General features: G+C 39.8%; 8 protein-coding genes. All 8 read right to left on the bottom strand.

Going from position 1 to position 13,556, the window contains the following annotated elements:
* Positions 1-330 precede the first annotated feature (330 nt).
* Positions 331-1,467, bottom strand: coding sequence for an HNH endonuclease (locus tag PTRA_RS16420; protein WP_058374753.1), 1,137 nt, complete (start codon positions 1,465-1,467; stop codon positions 331-333).
* On the bottom strand, positions 1,467-2,165 hold the full coding sequence (locus PTRA_RS16415) for an OmpA family protein (RefSeq protein ID WP_058374752.1): 699 nt from the start codon (positions 2,163-2,165) through the stop codon (positions 1,467-1,469). The genes PTRA_RS16420 and PTRA_RS16415 overlap by 1 nt, the downstream gene beginning before the upstream one ends.
* Positions 2,165-3,931, bottom strand: coding sequence for a MotA/TolQ/ExbB proton channel family protein (locus PTRA_RS16410; protein ID WP_058374751.1), 1,767 nt, complete (start codon positions 3,929-3,931; stop codon positions 2,165-2,167). The genes PTRA_RS16415 and PTRA_RS16410 overlap by 1 nt, the downstream gene beginning before the upstream one ends.
* 380 nt (positions 3,932-4,311) lie before the next feature.
* The gene (locus PTRA_RS16405; protein WP_058374750.1) at positions 4,312-6,246 is read right to left on the bottom strand and encodes a GmrSD restriction endonuclease domain-containing protein; all 1,935 of its coding nucleotides are present in this window, start codon (positions 6,244-6,246) and stop codon (positions 4,312-4,314) included.
* Positions 6,239-7,585: a DUF262 domain-containing protein gene (locus PTRA_RS16400; RefSeq protein WP_058374749.1), complete on the bottom strand. Its 1,347-nt coding sequence runs from the start codon at positions 7,583-7,585 to the stop codon at positions 6,239-6,241. The genes PTRA_RS16405 and PTRA_RS16400 overlap by 8 nt, the downstream gene beginning before the upstream one ends.
* A 2-nt stretch (positions 7,586-7,587) precedes the next feature.
* On the bottom strand, positions 7,588-9,402 hold the full coding sequence (locus tag PTRA_RS16395) for a restriction endonuclease subunit S (RefSeq protein ID WP_058374748.1): 1,815 nt from the start codon (positions 9,400-9,402) through the stop codon (positions 7,588-7,590).
* A complete protein-coding gene (locus PTRA_RS16390; protein ID WP_058374747.1) occupies positions 9,402-10,892 on the bottom strand; it encodes an N-6 DNA methylase in 1,491 nt (496 codons plus the stop codon). The genes PTRA_RS16395 and PTRA_RS16390 overlap by 1 nt, the downstream gene beginning before the upstream one ends.
* Positions 10,893-11,010: 118 nt before the next feature.
* Positions 11,011-13,470 (bottom strand): EcoAI/FtnUII family type I restriction enzme subunit R, encoded by a 2,460-nt coding sequence (hsdR, locus tag PTRA_RS16385; RefSeq protein ID WP_058374746.1) that lies wholly within the window; start codon positions 13,468-13,470, stop codon positions 11,011-11,013.
* Positions 13,471-13,556: the final 86 nt, after the last annotated feature.

Genomic DNA, 13,556 nt, shown 5'->3' with positions numbered 1-13,556 from the left:
CAAACCCTTCTTGATAATTGTCGAGTGCCTTAACAACACATTGAACTTATCAAAGAGAAACTAAAGACTGCTTTTTAGGAATCGAAAATTAATACTTAAAAAAGTCTAAATTTGAGCTCGATTTAAAAATCGAGCTCTACATCCACTCTGTCTAAAACCATATTCAGACAGCTTAATCTTTACTGTTATAGATTGGCTGCTGTAGTCAGTTTTTGTTTGATACTGACTTGATAAACATTGTAAAACACGTTTAATTTTTTCTATTGAGTGTTTCAGCATCAAAGCTTGCTTTAGAGTGCATATAAATTAATCCTTTAAAATTAAAATTTCTTATCTAATTTGGCGCTGAAAATTCTCAAAGTTATTCAAGGCGTCGAATGCAGTAAATACAGTCCAGCCGTGTTTTCTTAATATATTAGAATTACTCATATTAATAAGCACCGCTACTTTACGCCTTGGCCAGCAAAGATCGATTGAAACAAATGTTTCTTTATCTTGAATAACAATCCCTAGCTCAGCACCTGGTAATCTAGTCGACTCACATTTTTGTAAAAGGCCATCTAATGCTGTATCTGCACACTCTCGCAGATTATCGTAATTAAACACGTCAAACTTATGTTGTTCTCGTCTAAGCTGGTTAATTTTGAGAATATCTGAGTTACTTACATATATATGGTCATGATGTGGTTGCTTTTTATGGCAATCTGCACAAAGTACTCTCAAATTATCTCGTTCATTATCTGCTTTATTCCCATTGATATGATGAGTATGTAAGAGCCTTTTTTCAGATTTAAGATCAATGCCGCATTGCTCACATGAGTAATTTAAATCGCTTCTTAACTTAGCCGAAATTGATGGCCAATCTGACGTATAACCGCTTGTGCTTTTTTTACTGTTAACAGGTAAACTTTTAAAGTAGGAGCTATAAACTTCGAAAAATTGTTCAAATGAAAAACTATTAAATACTTGGTTTTTAACTTGAGAACTTTGAGTAGAATAACCCTTGTAATTAAGAATTTTTAAGCAGTTTTTGCATACACCTAAATCAGCCTCCCCCTCTGTATTAGGCCCTCCTCTGTAGCTAGAGCCAAATACAGGAAAAAAACCATCAACGCGATTAATTACATCATAGCGTTTAAACCGGCCTGTTTCTCGCATCAACTCAAGAGTAGAACACTCTGCCACATGGATACGTCGTCCCAATTTACCATTAGACAACACTGCTTCAATGTCATCTCCTTGATCTGGTATATATAGCATAACCTGATGACCATCATAGTTTAGTACACCGTTTGACCCATCAATTTCATCTAACTGTACATCTTTACCTAAAATCATCCCTTGATTAAGATGACTGCCAATGCTCTCAAGTTCAGAAGCATCACTGGTAATAGAAAAGTCTGTAACAACTTGCCCTAAGGGTGCTACCGCTCTATGTAACGCACTAAAATCAACTGTTAGCTTCATTACTGCGCCTCCAGTATCCGTTTTATTTGAATATCAGCATTAGTAATAGCCCTAAAGGATACACGCCTTGACCTTGCAGCATCTTCCACTCCATTCTCTTTAATCAAGCGTGAAGATGAAAAACCAACTGCAGCAATATTAGCTTTAATCCAATCAGACTCATTAGGCATAAGTGCATAGCCATACTCTAATACAGAACGTGTTCGCCCCTGAGATAATCGCATATTATAAAAGTATGCTTGCGCCTCTGTAGAGCCTCTTAAACCAACACTTGAGGTATGACCCTCAATACGAATTTCATCTAAAGAGTCCCTAAACGGGGCAAGCACGTTGATATAACGGGGGAAAAAGTCGTTTAATATTTCTTTGTATGCGTCGCTTAATCTAGTTTCATTATTAGCAAATAACACATCTGGAGATTGAAAGTTAAACGCTAACGTTTCTTTGTCTATTGTTGCTCCCCACTTATCAAGGTCTTTTTCAAACTCGCTTTCTAGAGCTTCATATATAGCAACTTGGTTTTGTTGGTAAGCAACAGCAACATCTTTAATCTTGTCGTTTTCTTTTTGAGTTATCATCATAAAAACAATAGCTATAAACAAGAATACAACCATTAGACCAGCCATCAAATCTGATACAGTTAACCAATGGTCACCACTATCTTGTGAGGTGTTTTGAGAGCCAAATATCTTTTCCATTACATTACTCGCTGACTTACAACTTCATTCATCGCTTTAGTTAGCTTAATATAATCATCAACAAATTTACCGCTTACCTGTGCAAGTGCCTTACCCATTTCGTTCATTACACGGTTTATTTCTTGCTGCATCGCAGTATCAATAAGTTTTAGTTGCGAGTCTACAGCTTCCCCAGTCATACCAACCTGCTTTTTAACCTCATCTTCCATTGCGTCAAAGGTACGTTTAGCTTGATTAATTTGCTGTGTAGCTGCATCGTCAATAACTTCGTTAAGGCGTTGCTGAAGTTTTTCTGCAGACTTAACCACAGTGTCACGCACCTGCTCTGTATCGGTCACAAGGTTTTGATTAGCTTGCTTCATAGTTGAAGTAATATCTTTAGCGTCATCTACTAGTTTTTCAATCATGTCACGCATATGATTGTTTAGGTCGCTAACGGTACCCTCTAAGTGATACTGTATCTCTTTACTATTTTTTGATAAAGCATCAGAGCTAACTTGTAAACTTTCATTTGTTCTGCTTGTACGATTTATGAAATCAGTGCCAGCATTATCTACTTCTGTAGCAATCTTGTCTGAGCTTTCAATCAAACGCTCACCAACACTATTAATGCCTTTCTCTGTTTCATGAGCAAACTTGTCTAATAAATCATTAGATGTCTGAACGTGAGTTTTTATGTAATCGTCTGATTGTGTAAGAAGGGTTTTATAATGGTCACTCGCTGTTGTTACAGCAGCCGATATATCGTTTACTGTAGCTTCGACTTGCTTTTGAATTTGCGGGACGGCTTCAACAGCTTTGTCGCGCATATCTTTAAAGGCCTCTAGATGGCGTTCAAGCTCAGCTAATTGATGCTGATTAACTTCCATAACACCTTTTAGTTCACCCATTGATTGAGGAATTATTTGGCTTTGCTCACTAATATGAGCAACAGATGATTCAGTAGCAGAAATAGAAGCAACACCATGAGCGTATTGGTCACTCATTTCTTTAAGCTGAATTTTATAGTTTTCTTGCCATTCAACTAATTTAATTACCGCTTCATTTAATTGTTTAAAGTTATCACCAAACTGCTCTGTTAAGTTGTTATTAAAATCACTAATCACCTGCTTTAATGCTTCAATAACTTGCTCTGTAGCTGACTTTGATAAAGTATCTGCAAAGTCTTGTAGTTTAAGCCATAGCTTTTCACTAAACGCCTCAAAGCTCTCTTGTTGTTTTACAGCTTGTTCTTGGGCAATATTTATCGATGTTTTTGCATTGTCATTTATATCACCACGTAATATTTTTAATTGACCAAACAGTGTTGACTCTTCATTACCAACAATCGCTTCTTTTAAAACTTTTGTTTCTGCAACCTGCGCTTGCATAGCACCTAATATCGCCTCAGGTGTTGCATGAGAAATGCTATCTTCTGGTTGCTTAGGTTTTAAAAATGAGAACGTAGACAGTGTTTTAAACACTAAAGATAAAAATATACCCGCTAAACTTGTAATAAATGCAGTTTTTAAGCCCGCTAGCAACAACGGAATACTGGCTTCTATATCATTTTGGTTAAATTCTAATAAACCAAGAACTATACCTAAAAAAGTACCAAATATACCCATAGTAGTTAATAGTGTTGGAACAAACTGAACAAACTCAACTTGCCTAGCCTTTTTGGTGTAAAACAAACCTGAACCAAAAACAAAAAACATTAAAATTAATACAGCACCGCTAACAACATTTGTATCAAAACTGCGTAGTAAACTTTCTAGTATATCCATATGATTTATCTTTTGTACTCTCGTAATTAAATAGACAACTACTTTGAAACCTCAAAGCAGAAAACACGCATTAATAGCGAGGAAAAAAATTATAAAGAGGTATAAAATTAACAGTGGGGATCTGGTAGTACTGCTCGGCTTTTATCCATAAAATCTTTACGTTCCCTTTCGCCATCCACAACTAAAATAAAGCAATACTTTAGTCGTGGCGAGATAGTATATAAATCAACTGTGATAAGCAAAAAAATAATGATAAACAACTAAAAAAGCAGGTTATACAACCAAGCTTTAAGCTTAAATTCAGTAACCTTTACTGTTAAGCCAATATTGGCCATTAATTATCAGCCGTGTTATTAAGTAACTCGACTTATCGCTGCAGCTCATATTTTTATTGCGGATAAAACCTTTAACATGGCCGATTCATGGTTTTTTAAATTTGTTCGACCTAGTCCCACGGGGCCCCAGTCATCGTAACTCATCATAATCGCTTGCTTTAAACTCTCGGCACGATTGTTCTCACGATAGAAGGACTTTTTATCCTGCGGGGAGTAATTGCTGAGCCTCGAGTTACTACTTGGCGAAATTAAACATAAATTTCCAAAGCGATCGACATCCTCCATTTTGCTTGCACCTGATGGATCAGTTTGCGGGAAGTAATGCTCAACAGAAGTTCTAAAATTAAACTGAAAATCATCAAAGTGCTTTCCAAGCTCTTTTTTACCTTTACCATCAAATGTTTCACCATCTGATAAACGCTTCCACAAAAGGTAATCCAACCGATTAAACACGAAGTTTTGAACTCCCGTTCCTTGGTGTAATACGCCTTGATTCTCATCACTAAATGTTAAACATTGGCCGACAGTGATTTCTTCAAAATAGCGATCGCTTAAGCGTTCAAGCTCAGTTAAGTACACCTCTCCATCAATGCTTAAATCCGCATCCTGTGTAACATTCCTATTCAAAATACTTAGCGCATCATTTAACCAGCGCTTATAAACTAAGGCTGGGTTTGATACATGGAACATTGCTAATATCATGCGCAATTTTTCATTTAATGTGTCTTGGTCTTTACCAAAAGAGTTATTATAGCTAGAACTTGTGCTAGTACCGCTCGTATTAGCTATGAGTGTTTGTAGGCTCCACTTACGCTTTTCATTGTGTTGGTCAGGCTTGATGATGTAGCTATCAAATAGAATTCGGTACTTAAGCAACTCATATACAAAGGTTTTGGCTTCTACCTTCAAGCCATTATCTTTACTGATAAACGCATTAAGTAATTTTTTATCATCAAGCGATACACCCTTAATCTCAGGCATCAACTTTAGTACATGGAGTAAGAAGTTTGAAAAGTCGATAACCGTACCAAAGCGCTCTTCTTTCTCGCGCTCTTCATCATCGGTATTTTCACTGGGTGTTTTGTTGTCGATAATTTCGCGTAGTGTCATTGCATCTTGTTTTTGCTGTTTACTCGTATGCTTTGCTTGAATTACATCAAAGCTTTTTGGCATTGTTTGCCAATTGTCACCAAATACTTCTTTACGCAAATCAGATTGAAAACCCATCTGTGTGTAACGCGTCATATTTGAGCAAGCATCCCAAATGGTCGAAAAACAGTTTCTTCCCTCATCATTGCTCAGTGTAGCCATGAATTTCGCTTTCAATACTTCGTGTTTTTCTAGCTGCTCACCACGATTATTCATGATCTCAAAGTAGTGATTAAGATCGGTTTGCGGTGGCACAACGACTTTCAATATAGTGACGTTATCTAACAGGTATTCGCAAAACTGCTTAATTTTAGCCTCTGTATCTAGCCCTTTGGTTTTGAAGTAACGCTGAATAATGTTCAACGCAGCATGAATGTTAGGCTCTTCAGCCTCGCCACTTGACTTACCTTTATAAATATCATCTAACGCTCTGGAAGATTTTGGGCGACTATCAAAAGTTAGGTTAATGTCTAACCCTGCTAGGTCACTCTCATCCAATACTTTTCGATGTTTTAGATACGCCAATAAAATAGAGAGCGTGGTATGCCTTTGCTGCCCATCAATAGTCTCGTACACCACATTTGATTGCTGTGAATGAGTTGTGCGCTGATACACAACAAGACTACCCAGGTAATATTTTACTTGTTTTACGCTAACAGTTTCACCTGGCTGAGTAATAAGCCCTGCGGCATCACTAATATCTTGAATAAGCTGCTCAATCTCAGGTGCACCCCAAGCGTAATTCCGCTGATAAATAGGGATAATATATTCAGTTTTCTTATTAAAAAGCGCTCTAACGGATAACTGTTCTACTTGGTTCACATCACTCATTGATACTTCCCGATTTCATTGCTTCAATAAACCCTTGTACTTCCTCAGCATTATTAAACTTAGGCACTTTTATGTAAAGCGGCTGAAAGTTCAACACCTGTTGAGGGTGAACAGCTTTGCGAATTGCTCTAAATAACCCACTACGGCTTTTAGCGTGGTTATCAACTGATTCCATGCCAATACGTTGCAATTCAAGGCGTAAATAATATGCCCAGCGATAACAAATCTGCGCCGCTTTTTCTAACTCCACATCACCAAATTTGTCGTAGTAATACATCACGGTACACAAAAATAAATTACGCACATAGCTATCCCCTTTACGGTGACTGCCACTGTACCTAGCGTATTTATCAACAAATAAAGAGAGCTTTGCCTCGTTGCCAACAAACAAGCTTGTGTGAATGGTCATATAATGCTGAATGTACTCAAAAAAGCGCTTACCGTTGATCATCACCTGTTCTACTTGGAAAGGGTAACTCTTAGTTTGCTTGTCCCATTTTCGCATAGGATCGCCATTAAAGGTTTCAATCGCGTAATCGAGCGCCAGCATTGCATCCACATAAGCATATTGTGCGTTATCCAAGTTAATACCCTTGAATACATCAATGTTATGACGACTAAACGCAATGCCGTAATCACCGTCAATCCATCGGCGCATACGAAACAAAAACTCCCCCATGATGGTGTGCAAATTGGCTGAATCATCATCAGGGTTAACGCCTTGCTCCCACAGGCTTACATGGTGCAAGCGTTCTGTTTGTGTCGTGGCGTCCATCATTTCACGCAGGTGATATGCTTTGAGCAAATCGTGCGGCGCAAGGGCTTTACCACGGGCATTCTGAGAATCAAAAAACTGAAACGCTTCACTCAAGTCATCTAACGTAACTTGAATAAGCTCGCACTTGTTAAGCACAAAATTAAGCAATTCCTGCTTTTCGGGGGCAGTCAAACTTGCTGCTCGTTCAGAAATGATCTGAGCATTATTTTTGAGGTTGTCGATACTGACTGATGATTCAAACTTATGTTCAAGCAAAGAGGATGAAATAGCTTTCTCAGCCCCATCAAGAATGGTGCAAAGCAGCGTTAAAGTGAGCAGCCGCTGCTGGCCATCAACGATGTTCAGTGTCTGTTTTTTATTCTCATTCACTGATTCTTTATCTTGATGCAATACAACAGTACCGAGCCGATAACACGGCTTAGTGCGGTGATTAAAAATATCATCAATTAACTGATTAACGTGCTTGGCCTGCCATTTGTAGGGCCTTTGGTACTCAGGAATCGTGAGTTGTTGCGCTAACAACTGCGCAATAGTTTGTGGCTGTTCGAAAATAATTGCCATAGTTACAACGCCTGTTCGACTATGGCGTCGGTTAAGTGAAGCTTAGTGGTTTGTGCGTCAGTCAAACGAGCTTTGAGTTGGTCGCATAGTGAGATTAGCTCATCGACTTTAGTCACGATGCGTTGCTGCTCTTCTAAAGGAGGAACTGTAACTATTAATGAACCTATATGAGTTTGATTAACCGTTTTTTGACCAGCGGTGCTAACAAATAACTCAGCTATTCTTTTACGAATTAGATCTGTGGACCCAAGTAGTGAAATAAATTCCGTAGTGAAAATTTTGAATGGAAAGCGCATTCTAATAAAGTGATCACAATAAATTGCATCAAAATCATCCCTACAAGCGATCAAACGTCCCACTATATCAGCACTACCATTTACTCGAATGATCAAAATATCATCTTTATTAAGCTGGTATCTATTGATTGAGTTTTCTTCTATTTGAATCAAACGAGTTTCTTTTAGACAAACTTCCCAATTTTTAATATCTGCCAATCTTAATACAATAATTTCACGACCACTTTTGTCACCTCTACTTGAAGCACCATTTTGAAACTGAGGTAATAGTTCTGCCAATCGACATATCGACCAACTCTGTGGTAACACTAACGGTTTTTCTTCGTCGGTGATTTCTGGCAGTGGTTTTTGCTTTTTGATTTTTTTGTCTTCAATCAGTTGAGCTTTTTCTGCTGCTATGCGCTCTAGGAGTTTGGCTGCGGGTTCGTCGTTTGGGTTTTGTGGGACGAGTTTGCCCATTACAGCTAGTTGTAAAATGGTTTGCTTTAACGTGTCGATGCTGGCTGTGGTGGTGAATAGCGTGTCGAAGTGCTCGCTTAAGCGTTGCCAGTTTTGTTGAAACTGCGCAGTGGTTTGTTCGGGTGTTGCGGTTTGCTCTGGTGCTTTTAGCAAGGCCTCTAACAGTACTTCAACTAATGTTTGATGTGCCGAAATACTATTTTCAGTTTGTGCCTCAAGCGCATCACACAAGCTCATTAACTCATCGACTTTAGCAACGATACGGTGTTGCTCTTCGAGTGCCGGAATTGGGATAAATGCATTATCCAATTTTTTCAGTGTCACCCTTGTGATCGCAACACCTGTCATACCAGCTCTCATTTCTTGATAGAAAAATGGAGAGCGAAGTGCAATTAATAAATACTTATTCAAGATATAATTTGAACATTTTAAAAGTGCAACACTTGAAAGCATTGAAAATGGTTTTTCAAGCTGGTTAATTGTTACTATTCCAGTAGTTGCACCATCCTTGATATATAAAAGGTCACCAAATTCCGGATCACAGCGTGCATATATCTCATCATGATGCTCCTTAGTAATATAAGACGCATTACTAAGTTGAACACCATTATTCTTAATATTTTTAGCAGAAATATAGAGGTAATCACCTGTATCACTATTAGGTGGTGAATGATGAGTACCATCAGTAATTTTGGTAAGAGTGACTCCTAATCTAGAAAACTCCCACCCTTGTGGCAATTCAAACGGCTTTTCTTCCTCACTGATTTCCGGTAGTGCTTTTGGCTTTTTAATTTTTTTATCTTTTACCAATTGCGCTTTTTCAGCTGCTATACGCTCTAAAAGTTTGGCGGCGGGTTCGTCGTTTGGGTCTTGTGGCACTAATTTGCCACGCACTGCGAGCTCTAAAATAAGTTCGCGGAGTTTTTTAATGCCATGAAGTGAAAACTTTTTAGATGAGCCGCGCCCTGATGACGACTTTTGCTCTATGGCAGTGGTCCAAATATCAAGATGCTCGGTGATTAGCTGCTCTGCGTTTTGGTTTGGTATTTTTGACTCAGCCATTACTTGCCCTCAGTATCTTTTGAAAGGGCTGCTGACAATATGCCTTTAAGCTGATCGCGTAATGCTTGTATGTCTGCTTGCTGCTTTGAGTAATCGGCTAATAGCTCTTGCGGATCGTGGCTGATTACCTCACCTACATGCGGGTTTTTAATGTCGAGGTTGTAGTTACGGGCAATGATATCGTCGATTGATACTTTCCACGCTTGCTCTGTCTCAGTACGGCTGGCAAAACCGTCTGCCTCGCTGCCCCACCATTCAAGTTCGGTTTTAAACTCTTCAAACTTCATAGGTTTGGTTTTGTTGTAATTTTTAACCCCAGCTGGGTATGGGTGCTCGTAAAACCACACGTCTTTGGTTGGCGTGCCTTTAGTAAAAAACAATATGTTAGTTTTAATACTTGTGTACGGGGCAAATACGCCATTAGGTAAGCGTACTATGGTGTGTAAGTTACATTCCTCAACTAACAGCTTTTTAATTTTGGTTTTAACGCCTTCACCAAATAGGGTGCCATCTGGCAATACAACCGCCGCGCGACCACCTTCTTTACCGGCTGAAGGCTCATTAAGCACTTCAATAATGAGCTGTAAGAACAAGTCGGCTGTTTCGCGGGTTTGCATGTCGCTTGGAAAGTTTTTTTCTATGCCGTCTTCTTCGGTGCCGCCAAACGGAGGGTTGGTGATGATTACATCTACTTGGTCGTCCCAGCTTGAAAGCGGTTTATTTAATGTATTGCCGTGTTTAACTTGTACCGGTACCTCAATGCCGTGAAGCATCATGTTGGTAGTACACAGTAAGTGCGGAAGTTGTTTTTTTTCTACGCCGTGTATTTGCTTTTGCAATATTTGGTGGTCGTCGCCCGATTTAACATAGTTTGCTTTTACATGGTCGAATGCACACGCTAAAAAGCCACCGGTACCACACGCAGGGTCCATGATTGACTCGCCTAGTTTTGGGTCGGTTACTGCCACTATAAATTTAGTGATTGCGCGCGGGGTATAAAATTCGCCCGCGTTACCTGCGCTTTGTAAGTCTTTTAGTATTTGCTCGTACAGGTCGCCAAATAAGTGGCGCTCTTTTGAGTCGGTAAAGTCTATTTCGTTTAGCTTATTAATAACCTGGCGCAGTAGCGTGCCGTTTTTCATGTAATTAAAGGCATCAGAGAATGCCTCTTTTACTACATAGCCGCGTGGATTTTTATCTATAGGTGCGGTTAGGTTTTTAAGTTCAATAAACAGCTTATCGTTTACAAACTCTAAAAGCTCATCGCCCGTTATGCCTTCGTTATCGGCCGCCCAATTGCGCCATAAAAATTGCTCTGGAATTGGCTCGCGGTAGTCGTCTAATTCTAGTTCTAGCTCTTCTTCTTGTGCGTCAAATACTTTTAAAAATAGTAACCACGACATTTGACCAAGGCGTTGTGCGTCGCCATCGACACCGGCGTCTTTACGCATAATATCTTGAATAGATTTAATAGCTGAACTGATAGACATAGTATTCTCTTGTTTGATTATTTTTATAAACAGCGACTAAAGGCAAATATGAAAGCTGTTTATTCTGATTGGTTTAATGCTTTGCTGTCGCTAATACATAGCGACAGCAAGCATATAATTAAGCTGTTTTAGGCGTTGGCATTTGGTAAATTTCGGCTTCGAGCTCTTTAAGCGCTTGCTCGTATTGTGGTTTGCCACCAAAGCCTTTTTTTACTATTTCACTTAGGCTGCCAATTTGGTTAAATGGCGCCACTTTAAGTGCTTGCATAGATTCTATTTCTTGTACGCCTACATCTGCGTATTTTAACAGAAGGTTCTCTAGTACGGTGTGTGCGGTACCCGAATATTTAGTGAAATAGTTACGCTTTTGTACGTTATCTGCGCGCTCTTTACGAGTAAGAGGTGGTTGGTCGTAAACTACATGGCAGATCATATCGAATGGGTCCATATCTTTGCCTACTTCTTCCTCAAGTGCTGACCAAATAATACCTTCTTCGGAAAGTTCGTCTATTACGGCTTGTTTGCGATCTGACTCGTTCCAACGCTTTACAAAGTCGTCGAGTGAGCTGAACTGTTTGCTCATGGTTTTACGGGTGTAATCTATAAATGATTCGGTAACGAGTTTACCGTCGGTATCGTAATACTGTACTCGCTCTGCGACTTTATTAACGGTAACACCTGATACGCGGTACTTAACCATTTTATTGGTTTCATCGTCCCATTCGCCATACTCTCCATCAGAAAAGGTCCCATCGCCTTTAGGGTTATTTATGGTATCTGTTGTATCGTCAGCGGTTGATTGATCATCGAATACACTATCAGGCTGCTCTTCGGCAGTTGTATCGTCTTGTGATTCAATATCAACGTCTTCGTCTTCAATGTCGGTGGGCGTTACTTTTATTATTTTTTCTGGTGTGCCATCAAAGCGTTCATCGGCAAACAACTCGGTGGCTTTTTTAAAGTCGAGGATAGTAAACCACAGCTTACCGTAACGGTCGTCAATACGGGTACCACGACCAATAATTTGTTTAAACTTGGTCATTGATTGAATGTTCTGATCGAGCACCACTAGCTTACAGGTTTTAGCGTCTACCCCTGTGGTCATAAGCTCAGAGGTGGTAGCAATAACTGGGTATGGGCGTTTAGGGTTTATAAAGTTATCTAGCTGACCTTTGCCTAGTTCGTCATCGCCGGTGATCTTCATCACGTATTTATCGTTTTTAGCCATTTGCTCTGGGTTTAAGTTGGCAATGGCTCGGCGCATACGCTCGGCGTGATCTATATCGTTACAAAACACGATGGTTTTAGCCATAGGGTCTGTACGTTTTAAATAGTTGGTAATGGTTTCTGCCACCAGCTGTGTTCGCTCGTCAATTACCATTGTGCGGTCAAAGTCTTTTTGGTTGTATATCCGGTCTTGTATTACTTCACCGTTGTTATCAACCTGTCCTTTTGTTGGTCGCCAGCCTTGTAGGTCCACATCAAGATCGACTCGTACTACTTTGTATGGTGCTAAAAAACCATCTTCTATGCCTTCTTTAAGGGAATAGGTATAAGCGGGGTCGCCAAAGTAGTCAGAGTTTGATACTTCCTCTGTTTCTTTTGGTGTTGCGGTTAAACCTACTTGAGCAGCCCCTTTGAAGTAGGTGAGTATTTCGCGCCATGCGCTATCTTCACTTGCGCTACCACGGTGGCATTCGTCAATAATAATGAGGTCGAAAAAGTCTGGGTCTACTTGCTTGAACGCTTTTTGAGATTCTTCTGGCCCTGTTAGTGCTTGGTATAGTGCTAGGTGTATTTCGTAAGCGGGGTCGATTGTTCTACCGGTAATTTTGGTCATTGAAGTACCAAACGGCTGAAAATCATTAATGCGGGTTTGATCGACCAATATGTTGCGGTCGGCTAAAAACAATATGCGTTTTTTAGCGCGTGATTTCCATAAGCGCCAAATGATCTGAAACGCGGTATAAGTTTTACCGGTTCCTGTTGCCATAACGAGGAGTACGCGGTCTTTACCAGACGATATAGCCTCTACTGTTTTATTAATCGCTTGGAGCTGATAGTAACGGGGATGCTTGCCACTGCCATCATCGTAATAGGCTTGGTTGATTATAGGTAATTGAGATTCGGTATAGCCCTTGTAAGCGCAATACTTAGCCCAAAGCTCTTGAGGTGATGGGAAGTCTTCTAAGCGTATTTCTGATTCAAGGTTGTGCGCATCAGGCGTGCCTAGCTTGGTTTTATCGTGAAATATAAAGCCATCGCCATTAGAGGCGAATATAAACGGCACATCGAGCAGCCTAGCGTAATCTAAGCCTTGTTGAAGGCCTTTGCCTACTTCGTGCTTATTGGCTTTAGCCTCGATTACAGCAAGCGGCATACTAGGTTTATGGTAAAGCACTATGTCAGCCGACTTAACCGTTTTACGTACACCAAGTTGCCCACGGACGATTACTTTACCGGCACGTAATTTAACCTCTTGGCGTATTTGGGTTATATCGTCCCAGCCTGCGGTTTTAACTGCGGGTAGGATAAACTTGCTGATTATATCGGTTTCGCTGAGCTTTCTTTTATCCATAACTTAAACCATCCCTAAATACTGCGCTATGAGTGCGCACAACTCGTTGATTCAACGTGTTTCATGCTATTTAGTGATGCTATATA

It is taken from the genome of Pseudoalteromonas translucida KMM 520, assembly GCF_001465295.1.
Lineage (GTDB): Bacteria > Pseudomonadota > Gammaproteobacteria > Enterobacterales > Alteromonadaceae > Pseudoalteromonas > Pseudoalteromonas translucida.
Note: the sequence above shows the minus strand (reverse complement) of the source record. Positions and strands in the feature narration are given on the sequence as shown.

What these genes read in the sequence shown, in the direction of transcription:
- PTRA_RS16420 (WP_058374753.1), bottom strand. Translation starts at nt 1,467, where the DNA reads ATGAAGCTAACAGTTGATTTTAGTGCGTTACATAGAGCGGTAGCACCC.
- PTRA_RS16415 (WP_058374752.1), bottom strand. Translation starts at nt 2,165, where the DNA reads ATGGAAAAGATATTTGGCTCTCAAAACACCTCACAAGATAGTGGTGAC.
- PTRA_RS16410 (WP_058374751.1), bottom strand. Translation starts at nt 3,931, where the DNA reads ATGGATATACTAGAAAGTTTACTACGCAGTTTTGATACAAATGTTGTT.
- PTRA_RS16405 (WP_058374750.1), bottom strand. Translation starts at nt 6,246, where the DNA reads ATGAGTGATGTGAACCAAGTAGAACAGTTATCCGTTAGAGCGCTTTTT.
- PTRA_RS16400 (WP_058374749.1), bottom strand. Translation starts at nt 7,585, where the DNA reads ATGGCAATTATTTTCGAACAGCCACAAACTATTGCGCAGTTGTTAGCG.
- PTRA_RS16395 (WP_058374748.1), bottom strand. Translation starts at nt 9,402, where the DNA reads ATGGCTGAGTCAAAAATACCAAACCAAAACGCAGAGCAGCTAATCACC.
- PTRA_RS16390 (WP_058374747.1), bottom strand. Translation starts at nt 10,892, where the DNA reads ATGTCTATCAGTTCAGCTATTAAATCTATTCAAGATATTATGCGTAAA.
- hsdR (WP_058374746.1), bottom strand. Translation starts at nt 13,470, where the DNA reads ATGGATAAAAGAAAGCTCAGCGAAACCGATATAATCAGCAAGTTTATC.